18 protein-coding genes are annotated in these 23,607 nt (G+C 62.3%); 12 read left to right on the forward strand and 6 right to left on the reverse strand.

Features of this window, described 5'->3' with window-relative positions:
- Positions 1–167 precede the first annotated feature (167 nt).
- On the forward strand, positions 168–692 hold the full coding sequence (locus tag V6L75_RS17035; RefSeq protein ID WP_425498805.1) for a lytic transglycosylase domain-containing protein: 525 nt from the start codon (positions 168–170) through the stop codon (positions 690–692).
- 68 nt (positions 693–760) lie between these two features.
- On the opposite strand, the gene V6L75_RS17040 is transcribed toward V6L75_RS17035, so the two are convergent.
- Positions 761–1,297 (reverse strand): winged helix DNA-binding protein, encoded by a 537-nt coding sequence (locus V6L75_RS17040; RefSeq protein WP_334252680.1) that lies wholly within the window; start codon positions 1,295–1,297, stop codon positions 761–763.
- 358 nt (positions 1,298–1,655) lie between these two features.
- On the opposite strand from V6L75_RS17040, the gene V6L75_RS17045 reads away from it, so the two are divergent.
- The 7 genes from V6L75_RS17045 to V6L75_RS17075 all read left to right on the forward strand — a co-directional run bounded on the left by V6L75_RS17045 (position 1,656) and on the right by V6L75_RS17075 (position 13,024).
- Positions 1,656–2,903, forward strand: a complete 1,248-nt coding sequence (locus tag V6L75_RS17045) for an NAD(P)/FAD-dependent oxidoreductase (protein WP_334252681.1) — start codon at positions 1,656–1,658, stop codon at positions 2,901–2,903.
- A 79-nt stretch (positions 2,904–2,982) separates the two neighbouring features.
- Positions 2,983–3,963, forward strand: coding sequence for a TRAP transporter substrate-binding protein (locus tag V6L75_RS17050; protein ID WP_334252682.1), 981 nt, complete (start codon positions 2,983–2,985; stop codon positions 3,961–3,963).
- Between the two features lie 189 nt (positions 3,964–4,152).
- Complete coding sequence (locus V6L75_RS17055; protein ID WP_334252683.1) at positions 4,153–4,689, forward strand: TRAP transporter small permease; 537 nt, start codon at positions 4,153–4,155, stop codon at positions 4,687–4,689.
- 5 nt (positions 4,690–4,694) lie between these two features.
- Entirely contained in the window at positions 4,695–5,996 is a 1,302-nt protein-coding gene (locus V6L75_RS17060; protein WP_334252684.1) for a TRAP transporter large permease, read from the forward strand.
- 158 nt (positions 5,997–6,154) lie between these two features.
- Positions 6,155–9,742, forward strand: a complete 3,588-nt coding sequence (locus V6L75_RS17065) for a hydantoinase B/oxoprolinase family protein (RefSeq protein WP_334252685.1) — start codon at positions 6,155–6,157, stop codon at positions 9,740–9,742.
- Positions 9,743–9,902: 160 nt separating this feature from the next.
- Positions 9,903–10,910, forward strand: coding sequence for a TIM44-like domain-containing protein (locus tag V6L75_RS17070; RefSeq protein ID WP_334252686.1), 1,008 nt, complete (start codon positions 9,903–9,905; stop codon positions 10,908–10,910).
- A gap of 350 nt (positions 10,911–11,260) precedes the next feature.
- Positions 11,261–13,024 (forward strand): methyl-accepting chemotaxis protein, encoded by a 1,764-nt coding sequence (locus tag V6L75_RS17075; RefSeq protein ID WP_334252687.1) that lies wholly within the window; start codon positions 11,261–11,263, stop codon positions 13,022–13,024.
- 58 nt (positions 13,025–13,082) lie between these two features.
- Here V6L75_RS17075 and V6L75_RS17080 read toward each other — a convergent pair whose 3' ends face one another.
- Entirely contained in the window at positions 13,083–14,225 is a 1,143-nt protein-coding gene (locus tag V6L75_RS17080; RefSeq protein WP_334252688.1) for an endonuclease/exonuclease/phosphatase, read from the reverse strand.
- A 103-nt stretch (positions 14,226–14,328) separates the two neighbouring features.
- Positions 14,329–15,102, reverse strand: coding sequence for a HugZ family pyridoxamine 5'-phosphate oxidase (locus V6L75_RS17085; protein ID WP_334252689.1), 774 nt, complete (start codon positions 15,100–15,102; stop codon positions 14,329–14,331).
- A gap of 227 nt (positions 15,103–15,329) precedes the next feature.
- Here V6L75_RS17085 and V6L75_RS17090 point away from each other — a divergent pair, with 227 nt between their 5' ends.
- Complete coding sequence (locus tag V6L75_RS17090) at positions 15,330–15,848, forward strand: BA14K family protein (protein ID WP_334252690.1); 519 nt, start codon at positions 15,330–15,332, stop codon at positions 15,846–15,848.
- A gap of 161 nt (positions 15,849–16,009) precedes the next feature.
- Entirely contained in the window at positions 16,010–16,648 is a 639-nt protein-coding gene (locus V6L75_RS17095; protein WP_334252691.1) for a LysE family translocator, read from the forward strand.
- A gap of 18 nt (positions 16,649–16,666) precedes the next feature.
- Here V6L75_RS17095 and V6L75_RS17100 read toward each other — a convergent pair whose 3' ends face one another.
- The gene (locus tag V6L75_RS17100) at positions 16,667–17,737 is read right to left on the reverse strand and encodes a DUF2336 domain-containing protein (RefSeq protein ID WP_334252692.1); all 1,071 of its coding nucleotides are present in this window, start codon (positions 17,735–17,737) and stop codon (positions 16,667–16,669) included.
- Positions 17,738–18,036: 299 nt separating this feature from the next.
- On the opposite strand from V6L75_RS17100, the gene V6L75_RS17105 reads away from it, so the two are divergent.
- The gene (locus V6L75_RS17105; RefSeq protein ID WP_334252693.1) at positions 18,037–18,216 is read left to right on the forward strand and encodes a hypothetical protein; all 180 of its coding nucleotides are present in this window, start codon (positions 18,037–18,039) and stop codon (positions 18,214–18,216) included.
- Between the two features lie 286 nt (positions 18,217–18,502).
- Here the strand turns inward: V6L75_RS17105 and V6L75_RS17110 are convergent, their stop codons facing one another.
- Positions 18,503–19,105, reverse strand: a complete 603-nt coding sequence (locus V6L75_RS17110) for an FMN-dependent NADH-azoreductase (protein WP_334252694.1) — start codon at positions 19,103–19,105, stop codon at positions 18,503–18,505.
- Positions 19,106–19,386: 281 nt separating this feature from the next.
- Between V6L75_RS17110 and V6L75_RS17115 the strand changes: the two genes are divergently transcribed.
- Positions 19,387–19,707, forward strand: a complete 321-nt coding sequence (locus V6L75_RS17115; protein ID WP_334252695.1) for a hypothetical protein — start codon at positions 19,387–19,389, stop codon at positions 19,705–19,707.
- Positions 19,708–19,763: 56 nt separating this feature from the next.
- Here the strand turns inward: V6L75_RS17115 and metH are convergent, their stop codons facing one another.
- Entirely contained in the window at positions 19,764–23,492 is a 3,729-nt protein-coding gene (gene metH / locus V6L75_RS17120; protein WP_334252696.1) for a methionine synthase, read from the reverse strand.
- Positions 23,493–23,607 lie beyond the last annotated feature (115 nt).

The raw sequence follows: 23,607 nt of genomic DNA on the forward strand, positions 1-23,607 counted from the left end.
GGGCTTTCTATTGCCTTTTTTCCGTCGCGCTCACCCTGACCATGATGTCCGGCGAGAGCCATGCCAAGAGCCGTGCAGCGGCTCCATCTCCCGAAGCGAATGCAGCAGACAGCGAAAACGCAAAGCCTGAAATGCGTGAGGTTCTGGTCATGGTGGGAGGGCGTCTGATGCCAGCCCTCCGCCCCGTCACGGATGAAATGCCCGATGGCTTGGTCGTAAAGCGGAACAAGACCGCTGGTGCCCGGGCACAGGGCACCAGCGAAAGCGGCAAGGCAGCTGCCGCAAACACTGCCGATGATGACCGCAGCGCCGCCGGCCACAGTGCCTATGATCACCTGATCGCCGCTGCCGCCAAGCGCCACGGTATTTCCGTTGAGCTCGCGCACGCCGTCATCCGCGTGGAGAGCAACTACAACGCCCGTGCCAAGGGCCGCCATGGGGAAATCGGCCTCATGCAGATCAAGCCCGCCACTGCACGCGGTCTCGGCTTCCGCGGCAAGGCGTCGGCACTCTATGATCCGGCAACCAATCTGGAATGGGGCATGCGCTATCTGGCCGGTGCTCAGGCCCGCGCCGGCGGCGACACCTGCGGCACGATCCTGCGCTACAACGCCGGTCATTTCGCCACCCGGATGAACGCCCGCAGCCGCCAGTATTGCGGCCAGGTGAAGCAGATCATCGCTTCGCTGTAACCGGATAGGCAGAAGAACAGGCGGCCGGCCGGAGGTCAAAACTCCCGGCCGGCCGCCTCTTTCATTCATTACATGGCCGCAGCTGCCCGTGCAGCCTGATCGTAGGAGCCGGAGACAGAGCGCAGGATGGCGGCAAGACGCGACAGCTCCTTCTCGTCAAAGCCAATGGCCTTGACCGGCTGCACCAGCAGCGCCTCACGCAGGCGGCGGTATTCAAGGCAGGCCTTTTCACCTTCAGGCGTGATAGCCACCGTCTTCTCCTTGCCCCGGCGCCCCGAAACGATCAGCTTCGCTGCCTCAAGCTTCTTCAGCGCATAGGACACGGTGTAGGTATCCTCGATATTCAGCACGAGGCAGAGATCCGCCAGCGTCTTTGCCCTGCCCCGGTGATTGATCGAGTGCAGCACCTGGACGTCCAGCGGGCTCATTCCCGGCACACCGGCTGCGGCCATGCAGCGGACCATCCAGCGGTAATAGGCGTTGATCATCATCGTCACGCCGAACTCAACCTCGGACAGCGACGGCATGGCGCCCGACGCAAGATGTGCGGCGGAAACGACCGGGCCAATCGGGGCCAGTTCCTGCGTTTCTTCTTTTTCTGTCATTGGTCCAGCACATCTCCCCGGTGCGAAATCCCAAAATCAAACATAGCTGCAAACTACCTGACAGATATATGCCTCAGCAACAGAGCCAAGGCCGGCCGCTATGGCAGAAACGACATGCTTCTGCTGTTTTACCGGGCACTTTGCCGTTCCAATGATGCACCAGCATGAAAAGCCCACGCATTTCGGCGAATTAGCTGCTGATACCATGCACGCAAATTCGTCAGGACAGCACAAGCGGAAACAGCGATGATTTATTGACATTTTATAGGCGTCAATTAACGTCCCGGCAGGGACTGTGAGTTGGGAGGCTGCGCAGCATGACAGGAAGAACAAGCAGGCCGTTTGAGGCCGGTGCGGCATGAGTGCTTCCGGCCCCATTGCCGTTATTGGCGCCGGTATTGCCGGAGTATCAACTGCCGTCTGGCTGGCCCGCTCAGGTGCGGATGTGATCCTGATCGACCGGCAGGAGCCGGGCGAAGCGACCTCCTTCGGCAATGGCGGCGTGCTTGCTGCCTGCGCCATCGTGCCAGTGACAGTGCCGGGCCTCATGCGCAAGGCTCCCGGCATGCTGATGGATCCGGACAGCCCGCTGTTCCTGCGCTGGCCCTATCTGCCGAAACTGCTCCCTTTCCTCACCCGTTATCTTGCCAATTGCCGTGCCAACAGGGTGGAAGCGATTTCGAGGGGGCTGGCGCTGCTCAATGCCGACAGCCTCGCCCAGCATCAGGCGCTGGCGGGCGGCACGGAAGCCGAGCGCTGGCTGGTGCCGTCCGATTATGTCTTCCGCTATCCGGACAGGTCCGCCTTCGAGGGCGATAGTTTCGGCTGGAACCTGCGCCGGCAGGCCGGTTTCGAGTGGGACGAGATCGAAGGCACAGCTCTTGCAGATTACGACCCTCTGTTCAGTCCGAAGAACAGCTTTGCCGTGCGGCTGAAGAACCATGGCCGGATCAGCGATCCCGGCCGCTATGTAAAGGCTCTTGCAGGGCATTTTCTCTCGCTTGGCGGAACGTTCCGGCGCGCGGAGATTTTCGATTTCCGTATCGGTCCGGACGGGTTGGAAGGCCTTGAGACAAGCGATGGCTTCATCGCCTGCGGCAAGGCGGTGCTGGCAACAGGCGTCTGGTCAAAGCCGCTGATGGCAAAGCTGGGCCTGTCCGTGCCGCTGGAAAGCGAGCGGGGCTATCACCTTGAGCTCATCGAGCCCAGTGCCATGCCGGCCGCTCCGACCATGATGACGGCGGGGAAATTTGTGGTCACGCCGATGGAAGGCCGCATCCGGCTGGCGGGCATCGTCGAGTTCGGCGGGCTGGACGCAGGCCCCAGCGAGGCGCCTTTCGCGCTGCTCGAGCGGCAGGCGCGTGCCGCCATGCCAGGCCTCACCTGGCGCGAAACCAGCCGCTGGATGGGCCACCGCCCTGCCCCGGCCGACAGCCTGCCGCTGATCGGCGCAGTCCCCGGCTGCCGCGATGTGATCGCCGCCTTCGGCCATCATCACATCGGTCTGACGGCGGGGCCCAAGACGGGGCGCTATGTCTCTGGCATGCTGACGGGCCAGAAAACCAACTCCGATCTTTCCGCCTTCGATCCTTCACGCTTTGCCTGAAGAACCGGGGCGCAAGACAGAAGAAAACCAACCGGCACGGAAGAATAAACCCGGAGCCAGAACCTGAGGGGAATTGACGATGAGACATATGATGAAGACCGCCATTCTGGCCAGCGTCTGCAGCGCAGCGCTGGCTCAGGCCGCTATGGCTGAAAAGTGGGACATGCCGCTGGCTTATCCGGCGAGCAATTATCACACGGAAAACGTAGTCGAATTCGCCGCCTGCGTGAAGGAAGCCACTGGCGGTGAGATCGACATCGTCGCCCATCCTAACGGCTCGCTCTTCGGAGGCGCTGACATCAAGCGCGCTGTTCAGACTGGTCAGGTGCCGATCGGCGAGCGCCTGCTTTCTGCCCATGCCAACGAGAATCCGCTGTTCGGTGTGGACAGCATTCCCTTCCTGGCGACTTCCTTTGAAGAGAGCGGCAAACTATGGGATGCGGCAGGCCCGGCTGTCGCCGAGGCGATGGACGAGCAGAATCTCGTCCTCATCTACACCGTGCCGTGGCCGCCGCAGGGCCTCTATTTCAAGAAGGAAGTGAACTCGGTCGACGACATGAAGGGCACGAAGTTCCGTGCCTATAACGCAGCCACGTCCAAAATCGCCGAGCTGACCGGCATGGCAGCCGTGCAGATCGAGGCGGCCGAAGTGCCGCAGGCCTTTGCCACGGGCGTGACCGAGTCCATGATGTCCTCCGGTGCCACCGGCTTTGACAGCAAGCTCTGGGAAAGCGGCGTCACCAACTTCTACGAAGTGAACGCCTGGCTGCCGCGCAACGCAGTTCTCGTCAACAAGGACAGCTACGCCGCCCTGAGCGATGCCCAGAAGGCCGCCTTCACCGATTGCGGCAAGAAGGCAGAAGCAGCGGGCCTCGAAAAGGCCATTGCCTACACCACCAAGACGCTGGAGGGTCTTGCCGCCAACGGCGTGAAGGTGGCGCCGCCTTCCGATCAGCTCAAGTCCGGCCTGCAGGCCGTGGGCGAGGCCATGACCAACGACTGGCTGGCCGCCGCCGGTGACAAGGGCAAGGCCGTCATCGACGCCTACAAGGCCAAGTAATCCCTGAATACAGCCTGTCCGGACAAATCCGGACAGGCCCATTCCCGAAGTCTTGCGGAGGGCAGGTTCCCGCGCGCAAGGTTTCCGGCATGGTGTCTGTAGGGGCAAAAAAGCCGGTGCTGCCAGACACCGGAACGCTGGACCTTTCCAAAAAGGAGGGGCAGGCGCCATGGCGAAGAGGGGAACCTGATGCTTGAAAGATCCGGACACGCGCTGCTGCGCGTCCTTGATGGCCTGTACCGGGCCGGAGCAGTGCTTGCGGCAGTCAGCCTGGTGATGATCCTTGTGATCATCGTTGCACAGATGGGCGCCCGCTGGCTCGGCATCACCTTTCCGGGCGCTGCCAATTATGCCGGCTACGCCATGGCATCCGCATCTTTCCTTGCCTTTGCCCATGCGCTGAAAAGCGGCACGCATATCCGTGTCGGACTGCTGCTGAACCTTGCCGGGCGGCATGTGCGCTGGGTTGAAGCCTGGTGCCTCGCCATCGGCTCGGCGCTTGGCTGGTATCTGACCTGGTATGCGGTGAAAGCCGTCTACTGGTCCCGCAAGCTGCATGACATCAGTCAGGGGCAGGACCAGACGCCGCTCTGGATCCCTCAGTCGGCCATGGCCGCAGGCGCAGCCTTGCTCGCGATCGCCCTCACTGAAAGCTTCTTCCGGGTGATCGTCACCGGCCGCACCGGCATTTCTGCCGGGACCGGCGAACAGTCCCACGCGGAGTAAGCCCCATGGAAGCCATTGCTCCGATCGTCATTTTTCTTTTCGTTCTGTTCCTGCTGCTGGGCACCGGCGTATGGGTAGGCCTTGCCCTGCTTGGCGTTGCCTATGTCGGCATGGAACTCTTCACCTCGCGCCCGGCCGGTGACGCGATGATCACCGTGATCTGGGCCGCTTCCTCTTCCTGGACGCTGACGGCCCTGCCGCTGTTCATCTGGATGGGCGAGATCCTCTACCGCACCCGCCTGTCACAGGACATGTTCCGCGGCCTTGCCCCCTGGATGGGCGGACTGCCCGGCGGGCTGATGCATACCAATGTTGCGGGCTGCACCGTCTTTGCCGCCGTCTCCGGTTCCTCTGCCGCAACGCTGACGACCGTCGGCAAGATGACCATTCCGGAACTGCGCAAGCGCGGTTATCCGGAAAAGACCATCATCGGCACACTGGCAGGCTCGGCCACGCTCGGCCTGATGATCCCGCCATCGCTGACGCTGATCGTCTATGGCGTGACGACGAATGAATCCATCACCCGCCTGTTCATGGCCGGTGTCATTCCCGGTCTCGTTCTGGCCGCCCTGTTCATGGGTTATATCGCCGTCTATTCCAAGGTTTCGAAGGACTATAATCCAAAGCCGGAACCGGTCATGTCTCTGGCTGAGAAGCTGAAGAACTCCCGGTTTCTGCTGCCCGTGATGGCGCTGATCGTGGTTGTCATTGGCTCCATGTATGCAGGCCTTGCCACGGCAACGGAAGCGGCAGCCCTCGGCGTCATCGGATCGCTGCTTCTGGCGCTGGCGCAAAGATCTCTCACCTGGAAGTCCTTCGGCGAAAGCCTGATGGGCGCCACCCGCACCTCCGCCATGGTGGCCCTCATTCTGGCCGGGGCTGCGTTCCTGTCGCTCTCCATGGGTTTCACCGGCCTTCCCCGCGCGCTGGCAGGATGGATCGGAGGCATGGAGCTTTCCAAGTTCCAGCTGCTGCTGGCGCTGCTGGTGTTCTACATCGTCATCGGCTGCTTCCTGGATGGCATTTCCTCCGTGGTGCTGACCATGGCCGTGGTGGAACCGATGATCCGCCAGGCAGGCATCGACGTGCTCTGGTTCGGCATCTTCATCGTCGTGGTAGTCGAAATGGCACAGATCACGCCGCCTATTGGCTTCAACCTGTTCGTCTTACAGGGCATGACCAACCACCCGATGTCCTACATCGCCCGTGCTGCACTGCCGATGTTCTGCATCATGGTGGCGATGGTGATGCTGCTGATCGCCTTCCCGGACCTGGCCACCTGGCTGCCCATGAACATGGCGGACTAAAGGGGAGCGCTGCGGGCCGCGATGCGTCAGCGTCAAAGGGGGCAGGGCGAGAAGACAAGCGGCGGACCGATCTCAAAAATAATTTATCGACAAAATGTCGATAAAAACATAACTTGAAATCCAGCAATGGAAGAAGAACCGTACCCAGAGGGACGAAAATGAACGGTCAGTGGGATTTCTGGATTGATCGCGGCGGCACCTTCACCGACATCGTCGGCCGCTCGCCCGATGGGACAATCCGCGCGCACAAGGTGCTTTCGGAAAACCCGGAAGCCTACCGGGACGCTGCCGTGCAGGGCATCCGCGAGTTGATGGGCCTTGCCACAGGTGACCCGATCCCCTCCGGCGCCATCGCCACGGTGAAGATGGGCACGACGGTCGCCACCAATGCCCTGTTGGAGCGCAAGGGCGAGCGTACCGCACTGATCACCACCAAGGGCTTCCGCGATGCGCTGGCCATTGGCTATCAGGCCAGGCCGGACATTTTCGCCAAGGAGATCATCAAGCCGGAACTGCTCTACGAGAGCGTCCACGAAGTGAGCGAGCGCCTGCGCGCCGATGGCACGCTGGAAACGCCGCTGGACGAAGCCGAGGCCCGTGCAGCGCTGGAAGCTGCGTGGAAAGATGGCATCCGCTCCGTCGCCATCGTCTTCATGCACGCCTATGCCTATCCGGATCACGAGAAGCGCGTCGCCGCAATCGCCCGCGAAGTTGGTTTTCCGCAGATCTCGGTCAGCCATGAAGTCTCGCCGCTGATGAAGCTGGTGGGGCGCGGCGACACCACGGTGGTGGACGCCTATCTCTCCCCGATCCTGCGCCGCTATGTGCGGCAGGTGCAGGAAGAGCTGGGCGAAGGCCCGCGCCTGATGTTCATGCAGTCCTCCGGCGGCCTGACCGCCGCAGACCTCTTCCAGGGCAAGGACGCAATCCTCTCCGGTCCGGCAGGCGGCGTTGTCGGCGCGGTCGAAACCTCGCGCCTTGCAGGCTTTGACAAGGTCATCGGCTTCGACATGGGCGGCACCTCCACGGATGTCTGCCACTTCGACGGCACCTATGAGCGCGCCTTCGAAACGGAAGTGGCCGGTGTGCGCATGCGCGCCCCGATGATGATGATCCACACGGTGGCCGCTGGCGGCGGCTCGATCCTGCATTACAAGGACGGGCGCTTCCAGGTTGGTCCGGACTCGGCTGGCGCCAATCCCGGCCCGAAGTGCTACCGGCGCGGCGGCCCGCTGGCCGTGACCGATGCCAACGTCATGACCGGCAAGCTGATCCCGGACTTCTTCCCGAAGATCTTTGGCCCCAACCGGGACGAGGCGCTGGACGCGGACGCCGTGAAGGCAGCCTTCGCGGAGCTCGCGGACAAGATCGGCGGCGGGCGCAAGCCGGAAGAAGTGGCCGACGGTTTCCTGCGCATTGCCGTCGAGAACATGGCCAATGCCATCAAGAAGATCTCCGTGCAGCGCGGCTATGACGTGACGGGCTACGCCCTCACCTGCTTTGGCGGCGCGGGCGGCCAGTCCGGCTGCATGGTGGCTGACAGCCTTGGCATGGAGACGGTGATCCTGCATCCCTTCTCCGGCATTCTCTCGGCCTATGGCATGGGCCTTGCCGACATCCGCGCCAGCCGCCAGCAGGCGGTGATCAAGCGGCTGGAAGACGCGCTCATGCCCGCGCTCGGCACCCTGCGCGCCGAGCTTGCCGCCCAGACCGAGGCCGAACTGAGGACACAGGGCGTCACGGGCGATGACTGCGAGACGCTCGCTCGCGCCCATCTGCGCTATGAGGGAACCGACACGCCACTGCCTGTGCTGCTGGCAAGCCCCGCTGAAATGATGGCCGCCTTCGAGGAGGCTCACCGCAAGCAGTTCGGCTTTGCTTATGAAAACAAGCCCGTCGTGGTGGAGGCCCTTGAGGTCGAAAGCTCGGGCGGCGGCGCCGGCATCACCGAGCCGGATCATCCGCTGACCGAAGGCACACCGGAGCCCGCCCGCACCACCCGCTTCTACGCGTCCGGCCAGTGGCATGACGCGGGCGTCTACCTGCGCGCTGGCCTCAAGCCCGGCATGAAGGTGCCCGGCCCTGCCCTCGTCATCGAGCCGCATGCCACAATCGTCGTGGAGCCGGGCTGGCAGGCGGAAATCAACGTCAAGGATCACGTGATCCTGCGCCGTGTCGTGCCGCTGGAACGCTCTGCCGCAATTGGCACCCATGCAGACCCGGTGATGCTGGAGGTGTTCAACAACCTGTTCATGTCCATCGCCGAGCAGATGGGCCTGACCCTGCAGAACACCGCCTATTCGGTAAACATCAAGGAGCGGCTGGACTTCTCCTGCGCCGTCTTCGACCGGAACGGCGCGCTGGTCGCCAATGCGCCGCACATGCCGGTGCATCTGGGCTCCATGGACCGGTCCGTAGAAACGGTGATCAAGCTCAACGAAGGCAATATCCGCCCCGGCGACGTCTTCGCCCTCAACGCCCCCTACAACGGCGGCACCCACCTGCCGGACATCACCGTCGTCTCGCCGGTGTTTGACGATGCAGGCAAGGAGATCCTGTTCTGGTCCGCCAGCCGCGGCCACCATGCAGATGTGGGAGGCTCTGCCCCCGGCTCAATGACCCCGCTTGCCACCACTGTGGACGAGGAAGGCGTGCTCATCGACAACTTCAAGCTTGTTGATCAGGGCCGGTTCCGCGAGGCGGAGCTGATCGAGCTGCTCACTTCCCATCCCTATCCGGTACGCAACGTCCACCAGAACGTCGCCGACCTGAAGGCGCAGATCGCAGCCAACGAGAAGGGCATTCAGGAACTGCGCAAGATGGTCGCCCACTTCGGCCTCGACGTGGTGCAGGCCTACATGGGCCACGTGCAGGACAATGCCGAGGAGAGCGTGCGCCGGGTAATCTCTGCGCTGAAGGACAGCGCCTGCGACTACCCGACAGATCAGGGCTCGGTGATCCGCGTGAAGATCACCGTCGACAAGGACAGGCGCGAGGCAACCGTTGACTTCACCGGCACCAGCCCGGTGGCGGCCAACAACTTCAACGCGCCGGAGCCGGTGACCCGCGCAGCCGTGCTCTACTGCTTCCGCGTCATGGTGGATGGGCACATCCCGATGAATGCGGGGTGCCTGCGTCCGATCCGCATCATCCTGCCGGATGGCTGCATGCTGAAGCCGGAATATCCGGCGGCTGTGGTGGCAGGCAACGTGGAGACCTCGCAGCACGTTACCAACGCGCTCTTCGCGGCGCTGGGGGCGATGGCCAACAGTCAGGGTTCCATGAACAACCTGACCTTCGGCAACAACACCTACCAGTACTACGAGACCATCTGCTCCGGCTCGCCTGCCGGTCCCGGTTTCAATGGTACGGACGGGGTGCATGTGCACATGACCAACTCGCGCCTCACCGATCCGGAAGTGCTGGAATTCCGCTTCCCCGTGCTGCTGGAAGACTTCCACATCCGCAAGGGCTCGGGCGGCAAGGGCAAATGGTCCGCCGGCGGCGGCACCCGCCGCACCCTGCGTTTCCTGGAGAAGATGGATCTCGCCATCCTCGGCTCCCACCGCACCATCGCCCCCAAGGGCATGGAAGGCGGCGAAGATGGACAGCTTGGCCGCACGGAAGTGCGCCGTCTGGATGGCCGGATCGAAGTCCTGAAGGGCTGCGACCAGACTGTTCTGGAGCCGGGAGAAGCCGTCACCATGATCACGCCGACTGCTGGCGGCTGGGGCCGCCCGGACTGAAGCACGGCATCTGGACAGACAGGGGGTGGAGCTACGGTTCCGCCCCTTCTTCATGCGGAAAAACACGTAAGCGATACCTGCTTTACTCTGGTAACGGAGAAGGCGCCATCCCATATGAGCTCCGTTATGCCCGAAACGGGCTCTATTGGAGGACCCTTTGATGCCTGCTGCCGCCCGCCGGATGCGCAAGACGACAGCCGCCCTTGCCCTTGGAATCGCGACGCTTTTTGCCGCCGTTGAATTTGCCGAAGCCCGCCGGGCCGGCAGCAGCGGCTTCGGCAGCCGGGGCAACCGCACCTATTCTGCCCCTGCCCCGACCAACACAGCCCCCGGCACCGCCGCACCGATGCAGCGCACCATGACGCCTCAGCCCGCACAGGGCCAGCAGGCAGCACCGGGTGCAGCCGCACAGCAGGCGGCCCAGCCCTCGCGCGGGCTCTTCGGCGGCATGGGCGGCGCCCTGTTGGGCGGCCTGCTCATGGGTGGCCTGTTCGGCATGCTGATGGGCGGTGGCCTGGGCGGCTTTGCCGGCTTCCTCGGCCTGATCCTGCAGGTGGCCCTGATCGCCGGCATTGCAATGCTGGTAATGCGCTTCCTGGCTGCACGCCGACAGCAGCCCGCAGCAGCTGGTGGGGCACGCCCTGACTTGCGCACCGCCACCGGCGGGAATGCAGGCAACCCCTTCAGCTTCGGCGGCAATGGCGGCGGCAACGCCAGCCCGGCAGCCTCCGCACCGGTGCAGGCCCCTGTCGTGGACACGCCGCTTGAGCTGGAAGCCGCCGATTTCGACCGCTTCGAACAGATGCTGGCCGAAGTGCAGGAAGCCTATGGCCGCGAGGACTATGCCACCCTGCGCCGTCTGGCGACCCCGGAAGCCATGTCCTTCCTCGCCGAGGAACTGGGTGAACTTGCCTCCTCGGGCAAGCGCAATGCCGTGTCGGATGTGAAGCTGCTGCAGGGCGATCTCTCGGAAGCCTGGAGCGAAGGCAACGATGACTATGCAACGGTCGCCATGCGCTTCTCCGCCCTCGACGCGATCCTTGACCGCAATTCAGGCCGGGTTCTGTCGGGCAGCCTGGAGGAGCCACAGGAGAGCACCGAACTGTGGACCTTCCGCCGCCAGAAAGGCGGGGAATGGGTGCTGGCAGGCATCCAGGGCACCGAGTAACCTTCGACGAACAGAACAGACAGACGGAGCCGCCCCTTGTGGGGCGGTTTTCTTTTGTGTCCTGCAGCAAGCCGGTCACTGCCGCTGCTACGGCCAAAATCGCATGAGAGTAGATACGGCAGGCGGCTCAAGGCCTCCGCACAAGTAATTATTCCACGTTATTTTTCACAATGCGATTCCAATCAAGGCTGATTTATTTCGCACATTCACCCCATTCCTCTGCGTTCACTTTATATGTTTATTAATTCGAGGAACAAATTATCACACTGCACTAGAAACTACCCCAGCGTCCGAAGCACAACCGGGCCGATTGATGTACCGCAACATTTTTCAGTGCAGGATTATGCAAGATGTACACTTCGCGCTCAAATGTAAGCCGTCTCCGCTCGATTGCCGCCAAGATTCTGGGACTCGTCGGCTTTCTCAGCGCGATGATGCTGGTCATTGCTGTTGCAGGCCTTCTTCAAATGCAGAAAATCGGAGGAGAGCTGACGGAGATTGCCGATGAAACCATTCCACTCACTGCCAATATTACGAATGTGACACTGCACCAGCTTGAGCAAGCCCTGCTGCTGGAACGGCTTCTGCGGGCCGGTGAATTGAAAGCCACCGAGGCGACCGGCACCGTTGGAGGCCTCTCGGCCGCTTTGTTGAAACTCGCCGGAACCGTTCAGAAGGAAATTCTTCAGGCCGAAGATCTGGCCGCGCACGGCATCAGGCTCGCAACCACACCTGAAAGCCGTCTCAAGTACGAAACCGTGCTGGCCCAGCTGAAACGAATTGAAGCCGAGCACCAGACCTATGACGAACACATCCAGGAGGTTATCTCACTGATTGACGCGGGAGAAACCGCAAAAGCGACCGATGCCGCATCAAAACTGGAAAAAGAACAGGAAGCACTGAATGCCGAATTGGCCTCTCTGACAGCAGATCTGAACAGATTCACAGAGGAGGCGGCCATTCAGGCGAAAGAACATGAGGAACACGGACAGACAGTTATGGCAATTGTCTCCTTCCTCGCCATAGGAGCGGGCGTCGCTATCGCGCTTTTGCTCTCCATTTTCGGTATCAGCCGCCCGCTGCGCACTGTCGTCCATGCCCTCAACCGTCTGGCGCAGGATGATACAAGCGTGCAACTCAACGTGCGCAGCCGCGACGAAATCGGCGCGCTGGCCGTTGCCTTCGAAGCTTTCCGCGAAAAGACCATCGAGATCAAACGCCTCCAGGCTCAGGCAAAGGAGGAGGAAGAGCGCATCGAGAAGGAAAAGCGAGACGCAACACTTCGCCTCGCAGACAGCCTCGAATCCACGGTCAAGGGCGTCTCGGACAGCATCGCCACTGCCGTAAAGGAGCTGGAAGCGACTGCACAGATGATGGCCAGGAACGCCAACGACACATCCTCTACGGCCAACACGGTGGCAGCGGCAGCAGAAGAATCGAGCCGTGGCGTTCAGACGGTCGCTTCCGCAGCCGAAGAGCTTTCAGCCTCGATCGGAGAGATCAGCCGCCAGGTCACCGCCGCTCTGGGCGCTGCCGGCACCACCACCGAGAACGCGCGCAGCTCAAGCGAAACGGTTGGCGTGCTGGCTGCCTCAGCCCGCAAGATCGATGACGTGGTGAAGCTGATCAACGATATCGCAGCACAGACCAACCTGCTCGCTCTCAACGCCACCATCGAGGCTGCCCGGGCCGGAGAGGCAGGAAAGGGCTTTGCCGTGGTTGCCGGTGAAGTGAAGGCACTCGCCAACCAGACCGGAAAGGCAACTGAAGACATCAGCCGTCAGATTGGCGAAATGCAATCCGGCGCCTCCCTCACCTCCTCAGCCATCGAGGCTGTGGTGGCCGCTATCAGCCAGATCAACGGCCAGATTTCGGCCATCGCATCGGCCATCGAGGAACAGAATGCAGTGACGTCCGAAATTGCCCGCAATGTCCACGAAGTGGCACAGGGCAGCGACGAAATCACCCGCAGCATTTCCACCGTCCGGGAAAGCGCCATGGATTCAAGCTCCGGTGCCCGTCAGGTGCTCTCCACCGTCGGCATTCTGTCCGAACAGTCGAGTGCCCTGCAGAACGAGCTCAACACGTTCCTGCGCAACATCCGGGCGGCCTGACGAACCGCTGCGGAGCCTATTTGACATCGGGGCAGTCTGATAGCTGCCCCGGCAGTTTTCAGGCCTGCACGCGCCTGTCAAAATGCATCGAGACAGGCTTGTGGTCGCTCGTCATGGCGAAGGCCGGCCGCGTTCCAGTAATGGCGTGATGGACCTCGTGTTCCACCAGACCTCCCCCTTGCCGCGCACGGAAGCTGTTCCCCGTCACCTGCCGGTTGCCGGTAAAGGTTTGGCTGAACAGGATGTGATCCAGCAAGATCCGGGGGCTGCGGCCAGGATCAAGCTTATCGCGGAAAAAGACCGACCAGCGTTCCTCCTCCGGCGCATCAAACAGGGCGTGGTTGAGGAAGCGCCGGGCAAAGAAGATTTCGCCCTGCAGCGTACTGATCAGGTCGTGATAGAGGAACCGCCGCTCGATCCGTTCCTTTCCCGGCCCATCATTCAGATCCCCCAGCACGATCAGCGGCGCACTTGCATCGGCAGCAAAGCGTGCGTCGATATAGTGCCGGATATCATTGCACTCGGTCGTGATCTTGACGCGGGAGTTGATCAGGTCAGCCACAAGCCCCGGATTGTTGTCGAAGAAGGCGGCATCCGACACGTCCCCCTTGCCGGAGGTGCGGGTGATCTTGCTCTTGAGATGACAGCCGATGAACTCGATGCTCACCCCATCCACATTGGCCAGCAACACCTGCGGGTGGCGCCAATGGCTGTGGTTGCGGGTGATGCGGAACAGGAGCTGGCCGTCCCGGAATTCCGGGAAGGCCACATCCCAGGTGCCAGCCTTGTGTTCGCCTCCGGAACTGGCCTCCGTCAGACGCTTCCACTGGTCCAGATGCAGCAGCGAGCCGGAGAGGGCAGGAATGTCCCGTAACAGGAACCAGATCCACTGACGGCCAGTCACCGCATCCGTACCCTGCATGCCATAGGCCCTGCGGTCATCCGAGCCACGCGTCACAAGCCTGTAACCGGGCGCCGCGCTCTCGAAAAAGCGTTTCGCCCGGCCCTCTCCATTCGGACCCTCGCTGATCATCAGCACATCTGCCCCAAGGGCGGAAATCTCGTCGCGGATTGCGGCAAGACGGGCCTCCGCCTTTTCCCGGACATCGTTGGCGGCCGTGTCCAGATCATCAAGCAGCTTGTCTGCATGCTCGATATTCCAGCACGTCACCTTGAAACTCTGGATCATGGTGTCTGTCATAACCCCCTCCCTTGCCCTTACGGAAAGCAATTTAGACGGGAATTGCAACACTCACGCAACAAAAGTCTCAGGCTTCAGAACACCGCAGTGCCCCGGCAGTCTGTCAGGCCTGCTCTCTCGCTCTTGCCGCCTTGGCAAGCTCCACCAGTTTCTCGCGCAGGGCCTTTGGCTCCGTCAGCGGAGTGTCGAACCACAACCGGCAGGCAAGATCGCCGGCGGCAAGATCCAGCCCCTCGGGATCAAGACCTGTCAGACGCCATTTCGCCTTGGGCTGGCCGCACAGGACCTGCGCATAAAGGGCGAGCGCGTCCGCGTGGTCTTCATTCATGTGGGCAACAGCGCCAGCCTCCCAGCCGGACAGCGGCGCGCAGAGATCAACCGGCAGCACGAGATCTGCAGCACTTAGTGCATAGGCCTTGCCGAAACCGCCATTGAGGCTGGCACGCACCACCTCAAGCCGGAAGAAGCTCATGTCCGGAAAGTCTACATAAAGCTCGGCCTTGGGATGGCGGGCCAGATGGCGGCGGCGGGCCTCTTCATGATCCGGCGAGCCGCCTTCAATCTCCCGTGCCACGGCCATCACAGTCATGCGCGGATGGGCCAGCGGGTCGCCCTTGCCAGGCTCTCCCACAAGCAGCGAGCAGCGGCCGTCTGCCAGCATGGCCGGCTTGTGCGCCGCAAGACTTGAAGCCAGCACGACGGGCGTTCCGTCCATGGCTGAAACGGGGGTCACCCGCGAGACCAGCGGATGGCCGGTCTCCACCTCCAGGACACCGAGTGCGGCGTGACGCGCGAGGCGCAGCAGCGACCGGGCCTGACGGCGTACCTCACCATCCACCTCTTGAAGAAGAGCTTTTTCCTTTCCGGCTTCAGTCACCAGAGTTCTCCGAACAGCAATCTCCCTCGCCGCCATTCTATCCGTGCCGTCGCTAAAAGACAGCCCCGGCCGGTCCGCGAAGGCCCAGCTGCGGCAGTTGCCAACATGAACGGCAGATGAACGGGCATCTCAGAGTGCATTCAGTCCCCCCATGGCAAATTGGCACCATCGGAACACAGAGGAACGGGCCGCACGGATCGGGCCCTCTCACTCAAAGGAGACGGAAGATGAACACCCTGACCAAGCGCATTCTGACTGCCGCCCTTTCGGCAAGTCTGCTGGCGCCGCTGGCAACCGGCGCGCAAGCGGGCGGCTGGGGTGACCGGCATGGCGGCTGGGGTCATGGCCGCGGCTTCGAGCGCGGCTATGACCGGGGCTACGACAGCGGCTGGGAAGACCGCAGCCGGATCGAACGGCGCCGGGACAGGCACCATGAGCGTAACCGCAAGCGCAACAACTCGGATGCCGCCCTCGCAGCCGGTGTGATCGGCCTTGCTGCCGGTGCCATCCTTCTGGGCACCATGAGCGGTGGCGCCAGCGCCTCCACGCCTCCCCCGGCCTATTACCCGCCGGCTCCGGCCCCCATTCCGGCTCCCGGCCCGGTCTATGGCGCACCAGATGTGTCACCCGGCTATCTGCCATGGAGCCCGGCCTGGTACGAGTACTGCAGCTCGCGCTACCGCAGCTTCAATTCCCGCACGGGCACATTCACCACTTATGGCGGCGAACAGCGCTTCTGCCAGTAACATGGACTGCCAGTCCAATCACCAGAGGGAGCCCGCATTGCGGGCTCCCTTTTTCTTTCTGTCAGACGCCGTCAACCCCACAATCCCGCTTGCAAAGCATCCTGCGCCATGGCTGGCTTCTCGCTCTGGCCGACGCCGGGCACGTTTCAAGGGGATAGGGAATGACACTGGAACTCTACATCGCCTATGTGGCGGCCACTCTCGTTGTGCTCGCCATTCCCGGGCCAACCATCCTGCTGGTGATCAGCTACGCACTGTCGCACGGCCGCAAATCGGCTGGTGCCTGTGTCCTGGGCGTGGCCCTGGGGGATGCAACGGCAGCCACCGCCTCTCTGCTGGGTCTCGGCGCTGTGCTGGCCGCCTCCGCCACCGCATTCACGGCACTGAAGTGGGCTGGTGCGCTCTATCTGCTGTGGCTTGGCATCAAGATGTGGCGGCAGCCGCCGTTCGTTCCTGCGCCTGACCAGCTCGACGCGGCAGCCCCTGCGATGGAGGCGCGCAAGATCTTCTGGAACACCTATGTGGTGACAAGCCTCAACCCGAAGGGCATCGCTTTCTTCATTGCCTTCCTGCCCCATTTCATTGCACCTGCCGCCCCTGTGGCACCGCAACTGGTGCTGATGGGCGTGACCTTCGTGGTGCTGGGAGCATTGAACGCTGGCGTCTACGCGCTGGCTGCATCCGCTCTGCGGCGGCAGATCCGCAAGCCCTCGCTGATGAAGGCTCTCAACCGGCTTGGCGGGTCTTTGCTGATTGGCGCTGCGGCCATGACGGCTGCGCTGCGCCGGGCTGCAGCCTGATCTGCGGCCAAGCCTTCTTCAGGACGCCTTCTTTGCGCGCTCGCGAATGACGGCGAGCGCGCGCATAGCCTCAGCCCTCTGCATACGGCCATAGCGCAAAAATGCCTCGTTGATGTCCTGGCCATTCATTTTCAGCCGCTGTGCCCGCAGCTTGACGATGTTCTTGTAGGCGTTGTCCGTCACACCATTGGCGCGGCACAGAATGATCAGCGGCGCATCATCAGCGTTGAAGAAAACCCGGGCCACCATTGCGGTGGGCAGTTCGCTTACCTCTGCCAGCAGATGGGCGAGGTCGACCGGGCGGTCCGTCTTGGAGAACTGGTTCACAGCATCGTCGATCGGACGGCGGCGGGCTTTGACGTCATCGATCAGCATTTTCGCACGGGACTGCGCACTTCCCAGATCACGCACCTGAGCCTGCACCTCTTGCGCAGCGCGCTCCGCCAGGATCTGCACCAGCGTTCCATCGCCACCCAGATCAAGGATACGCTTCTTCAGCTCCTCGGAGAGGTACGGCACGAGATTGCGGGCCCCCTCGGCGGGAAGATCCTCGCGGCCGATCAGCGCCTCCTGGATCATCGGATGATGACGGGCCTTTTCAAGAAGCATGTCAAAGGCATTGTCCGTGAACCGGGCCTGTTCGTTGCTGGCAACAGTCGCCAGCACCTCGGTGTTTCCCCGGTTGACGATGACACTCGTCACAGCCTCATTCAGCGGCCGGCGGTCTGCGATGACACTCAGATGATCCATACTGCCGGCCTCGGCAAGGGACACGAGATCATCGGTCGTCAAAACGGGAGATCCGGCAAGAACGGGAGCTGCCACATTGATTCGATCCGCAGCAAGCGACATGATCAGATCATGCGGGGCGGCATCCGCGGCGCTGATGCGGACAGCGAGCGCCATGCGGGCTTCTTCCTCGAGCTTGCCAATCACCTTGAGGACGATATCGCCGAACAGCAGGCTTATGTGATCAACCTGATCGGGTGCAGCGGTCATGAACATGTCTGTCACCGCATCGACGAGCGCACGCCGGCCTGCCGGGGTGTTATCCCTCGCAAGTTCCGCCAGCCTGCCGAGATTTTGCATTTTTGCCCGCCCGAAGCACACGTCAGATCAAGAAGCTACATTTTGCAGAATGTATTATTTTTCTATTAAGGCGATGATAAATCTTACAAATAGATTCTCAACCTCAAATATTTATCTTGCCGCGCCTGCGTTTCGATAAATCCGTCCGGCATCATTTCCAAACACAGCGCAAGCGCTGCAGGCGGCCGATGCAACCTATATGCAGAAATACGGCGGCAGCAGGCCGCAGTTGTCTGACAAGGACTGGCATTCACGCGCATAATCAACACCTTACTCCTTTGCAACGGGAAGCTTACGCAATGGCCTTCGCAGTGCAGCACATTTTCTGCTTTGCGCGGACCGCAGCCTTGCCTACATTGATGAACGTGCAGGAAAGGACATCGGGAGGCAAAACAATGTCGATTGTCCGCAATCTTGACGTGATCGCAGTCTGTGCAGCTTTCGTCTTTCTGGGCGCCATTGTGATTGGTGCGCTGTAGGAGACCTGGAGGACTGCGGATCTGATGCTGGCTGGGTGGAAAACAGGCATCAGATGGAAATCTGGCAGGCCGGAACAGCCGGCAGCCGCGCGGTAAAAGCGTGATCAGAAATTATCAGGGATCCAGTTGGAGCGCCCGCAGGATGATGATCCGGCGGGCGTTTTATATCCGGGCCACCGGCCGGACGGCAGACCGGTCGTGCGGATCCCAAGCGTAGCCCTGAAACAACACAGCCGCCCGTTCGGGCGGCTGTGAAATCTTGCCTGAGGCGGAGTTGTCGCTGAACTCAGGCAGCCTTGGCGACGAGAGCGTCGATGGCCTCGTTCGCGGCCTTGATGCTGCCCTCTGCGTCCATGGCCAGCTTGTCGGCAGCCACGACTTCCACATCGGAGATGCCGAGGAAGCCGAAGACGTGACGCAGGTAGGTGGTGGCATAGTCATAGGACGAGCCGACCGGGGTGCCGCCGGAAGCTGCAACGATGTAAGCCTTCTTGCCCTTCAGCAGGCCTTCCGGGCCGGCTTCGGTGTACTGGAAGGTTTCGCGGGCGCGGGCCACCAGATCGATCCAGGACTTGAGCGCAGCCGGAATGCCGAAGTTGTAAACCGGAGCGGCGATGACGATAACGTCAGCAGCCTTCAGCTCGGCAACGAGGCTGTCGGAGAGGGCAAGCTTCGCCTTCTGCGCATCGGTGCGGGCTGCCGGGTCAGTGAAGTTGGCGCCGATCCACTCTTCATCAACCAGCGGGAAGCCGGCGGCAACGTCGCGGGTCACGGTCTTGGCGCCAGCGATCTTGGCAGCAAGGCCGTTGACCAGCTTTTCAGTGAGATCACGGGTCGCGGATCCTGCCTTGCGGGCAGAGGCATCAATCTTGAGAATTGTCTTGGACATGAGAGCTCTCCTTGGAGGTGAAGTGCCGGTTGTTCGTGGCGCTAGAGATAAACCTGCATCTCCTGGAGAACTAGGCCACCGCAAGTGAACAGTGTGTTCGTGCCTTCGGGAAAACACGTTGCCTGAAGGTGCTTTACCGCTCGCACGCGTGGATCAAAGGGGCCGGATACCTTCGGCCTGCCGGGACAGCTTCGCCCCTGCCCGTTGAGCACGTGTATTCACACAAGCTGCCCCGTTGCGTCCCAGTCTTTGCCAGTCACCCTCTGACAAGGAGTCATGTCATGAACATCATCTGGGGCGTCGTGAACGCCGACGGCACCATCGCATCCGGCAGCGGCGGCGCCGGGGATTACGAATTCGCAGTCATCAATGAAGGACCGGGGGTCTACCAGATCTCGTTCAACGGCAACTTCGCAGGCGTGCCGGCCATCACAGGCTCACAGGTCATGTATGGCAGCATGAGCGAGAGCTCGCTCGACAACGTGGTCTTCCCGTTCCTGTCGGCAGCCAGTGCAACTGCCATCACCGGCGCCTCCAACGGCGCTGCCGGCAATCGCAGCTTTTCGTTCATCGCTGTGGGCGAGTCGTCCAGCGGCCGCTGAGACCGCACGAGGAGCAGGCAGCTGAGCGGTGCAGCCTGCTCCTCAAATCCAACGCCTCACTCCGCCGCTGCGCGGCGGCGCGGATCATAGTTGAGGATCGGAGCGAGCCAGCGCTCGGCATAGGCTAGGTCCCAGCCCTTGCGCTGCGCGTAGTCTTCCACCTGATCATGCTCGATCTTGCCGACGCCGAAATAATGGCTGTCCGGGTGGCTGAAGTAGAGGCCGGAAACCGACGAGCCCGGCCACATGGCGTAGCTTTCCGTCAGGCTGATACCGGTCGCCTCTTCCGCGCCGAGCAGATCGAACAGGGTGCGCTTTTCGGTGTGGTCCGGCTGGGCCGGATAGCCCGGCGCCGGGCGGATGCCCTGATACTTCTCCTCGATCAGCTCTTCATTGCTGAGGGTCTCATCCGCCGCATAGCCCCACAGATCCTTGCGGACGATCTGGTGCAGCTTTTCGGCAAAGGCTTCCGCAAGCCGGTCGGCCAGGGCTTGGCTGAGGATCTTGTTGTAGTCATCCCCCGCCTTGGCATAGCGGGCGGCAAGATCATCCTCGCCGTGACCGGTGGTGACGGCAAAGCCGCCCACCCAGTCGGCAATGCCGGAGCCTTCCGGCGCCACGAAGTCGGACAGGGCCACATTCGACCGTCCGCCTGCGGTGCGGGCCATCTGCTGGCGCAGGGTGTAGAAGGTGGCAATCGGGCTGCTGCGGTCCTCGCCTCCAAAGAGCAGGATGTCGTCGCCCCGCGCCTGTGCAGGCCACAGGCCGGCAACGCCCCTTGCCGTCAGCAGCTTCTTTTCGACGATCTCGTCCAGCATACGCCGGGCATCGTCATAAAGCGCCTTGGCCGCCGGGCCATAGCGGTTGTCCGTCAGCACGGCCGGATAGCGGCCCTTGATCTCCCAGGTGGAGAAGAAGGGCGTCCAGTCGATCACCGGCACCAGTTCTTCCAGCGGGAAGTTGTCGAAGCGGGTGATACCGGGCTTGCGCGGTGCCTGCGGCTTGCGGGTGAAATCGCAGGTGAAGGCATTGGCACGGGCATCAACAATGGACACGCGCGCACCAGATCCGCGGGCATTGGCATGCGCTTCCGCAATCTCCGCATACTCGGTTCGGATCTCGGCGTAATAGGGATCGCGCTGGCCTTCGCTCATGAGGCGCGAGGCAACGCCCACGGCGCGGCCCGCATCGGTCACGTAGATGGCCTGGCCACGGGCATAGTTCGGGTGGATCTTCACCGCCGTATGGATGCGGCTGGTGGTTGCTCCGCCGATCAGCAGCGGCACATCCAGCCCCTCGCGCTCCAGCTCGGCGGCAACGTGGCACATTTCGTCCAGAGACGGGGTGATGAGGCCGGACAGGCCGATGATATCCACCTTCTCCGCCTTGGCCGTCTCCAGGATCTTCGCCGCAGGCACCATGACGCCGAGGTCAATCACCTCGAAATTGTTGCACTGGAGCACAACGCCGACGATGTTCTTGCCGATGTCATGCACATCGCCCTTCACCGTCGCCATCAGGATCTTGCCCGCAGAGGACGAGCCCTCAAGGCCGGAGAGGCGCTTTTCCTCTTCCATGAAGGGCATCAGATAGGCCACGGCCTTCTTCATCACGCGGGCAGACTTCACGACCTGCGGCAGGAACATCTTGCCCGCACCGAAGAGGTCGCCAACCACGTTCATGCCGTCCATCAGCGGCCCCTCGATCACGTGCAGCGGACGCTCCACGGTCTGGCGGGCGGCTTCCGTATCCTCAACCACGTAATCGTCGATGCCGTTGACGAGCGCATGCTCCAACCGCTTGGCGACGGGCCATTCGCGCCAGCTGAGGTCGGCTTCCTTCTTCTTGCCGCCCTCGCCTTTCCAGCGCTCGGCCGCCTCCAGCATCCGGTCGGTCGCGTCCGGCGAGCGGTTGAGCACCACGTCCTCGCACAGGTCGCGCAGTTCCTTGTCGAGGTCGTCATAGATGGCGAGCTGACCGGCGTTGACGATGCCCATGTCCATGCCGCGCTTGATGGCGTGGTAGAGGAACACCGAGTGCATCGCCTCACGCACGCCCTCGTTGCCGCGGAAGGAGAAGGAGAGGTTCGACACGCCGCCCGACACATGGGCATGGGGCAGGTTCTCGCGGATCCAGCCGGTCGCCTCGATGAAATCGACGCCGTAGTTATTATGCTCCTCGATGCCGGTGGCCACCGCAAAGATGTTCGGATCGAAGATGATATCTTCCGGCGCAAATCCCGCCTTCTCCGTCAGCACCTTGTAGGAGCGGGCGCAGATTTCCGTCTTGCGCTCGAAGGTGTCAGCCTGCCCCTTCTCGTCAAAGGCCATCACCACGACGGCCGCGCCATAGCGGCGGACGAGCTTGGCCTGCGCCAGAAACGCCTCCTCGCCTTCCTTCAGCGAGATGGAGTTGACGATGGGCTTGCCCTGCACGCACTTGAGGCCCGCCTCGATGACCGTCCACTTGGAGCTGTCGATCATGACAGGAACACGGGCGATATCCGGCTCGGCGGCGATGAGGTTCAGGAAGGTGACCATGGCGGCTTCCGAGTCCAGAAGCCCCTCGTCCATGTTCACGTCGATGATCTGCGCACCGCTTTCCACCTGCTGGCGTGCCACATCCAGCGCAGCCGAATAGTTGCCTTCCTTCACCAGCTTGCGGAAGCGGGCAGAACCGGTGACGTTGGTGCGCTCGCCGACGTTGACGAAGTTGATCTCCGGCGTCAGCACGAAGGGCTCAAGGCCGGACAGGCGCATCAGGCGCGGCACATCGGGCAGCACACGCGGCGCCTTGTCAGCCACGGCCTCTGCAATGGCGCGGATATGGGCCGGCGTGGTGCCGCAACAGCCGCCGACGATATTGACGAGGCCGGAAGCGGCAAATTCGCCCACCAGCCCCGCCATATGCTCCGGGCTCTCGTCATACTCGCCAAATTCATTGGGCAGGCCCGCGTTCGGATAGGCGCAGACCAGCGTATCGGAAATACGCGCAAGATCAGCCACATGGGCGCGCATCTCCTTGGCTCCCAGCGCGCAGTTGAGGCCGATGGAGAAGGGCTGTGAATGCCGGACGGAATACCAGAAGGCTTCCGCCGTCTGGCCCGACAGGGTACGGCCGGAAAGGTCAGTGATCGTGCCGGAAATCATCACCGGCAGGCGGACGCCCTTTTCCTCGAACACCTCGTCGATGGCAAAGAGCGCGGCCTTGGCATTAAGAGTGTCGAAGATGGTCTCGACCAGCATGATGTCGGCGCCGCCCTCGATCAGGCCGCGTGCGGCCTCCGCATAGGCCTTGCGCAGGTCATCGAAGCTAACGGCACGGTAGCCGGGATTGTTCACATCCGGCGAAATGGAAGCGGTGCGGTTGGTCGGGCCGATGGCGCCAGCGACGAAGCGCGGGCGCGACGGGTCTTTCGCAGTCACCAGCGCGCAGGCCTCGCGGGCAAGGCGGGCGCTTTCGAAATTCAGCTCATAGGCCAGCGCCTCCATGCCGTAATCGGCCTGGGCAATGGTGGTGGAGGAGAAGGTGTTGGTTTCGACGATGTCCGCCCCGGCCTCCAGATAGGCCACATGAATGGCGCGGATATCGTCCGGGCGCGTCAGGCTCAGAAGATCATTGTTGCCCTTGAGGTCCTGCGGCCAGTCGGCAAATCGGCTGCCCCGGAAAGCCGCCTCATCCAGCTTCAGCGTCTGGATCTCCGTACCCATGGCGCCATCCAGCACAAGAATGCGCTTGGCAGCGGCAGCGTGGAGGCGGTCGAAAACGTCAGACTTCTTCAGCATGGATGTGATCCGGTTCCTGTCACACAAAAGGTCCGCCACGCGGACCTGAAGATCATTTCTGTCCGGCGCAGGCCTGAAGCGCCGCGCCGGATGTGTTCCTTAGATGCTTTCCGGT

It is taken from the genome of Pannonibacter anstelovis (genome assembly GCF_036881715.1).
Taxonomy (GTDB): Bacteria; Pseudomonadota; Alphaproteobacteria; order Rhizobiales; family Stappiaceae; genus Pannonibacter; species Pannonibacter anstelovis.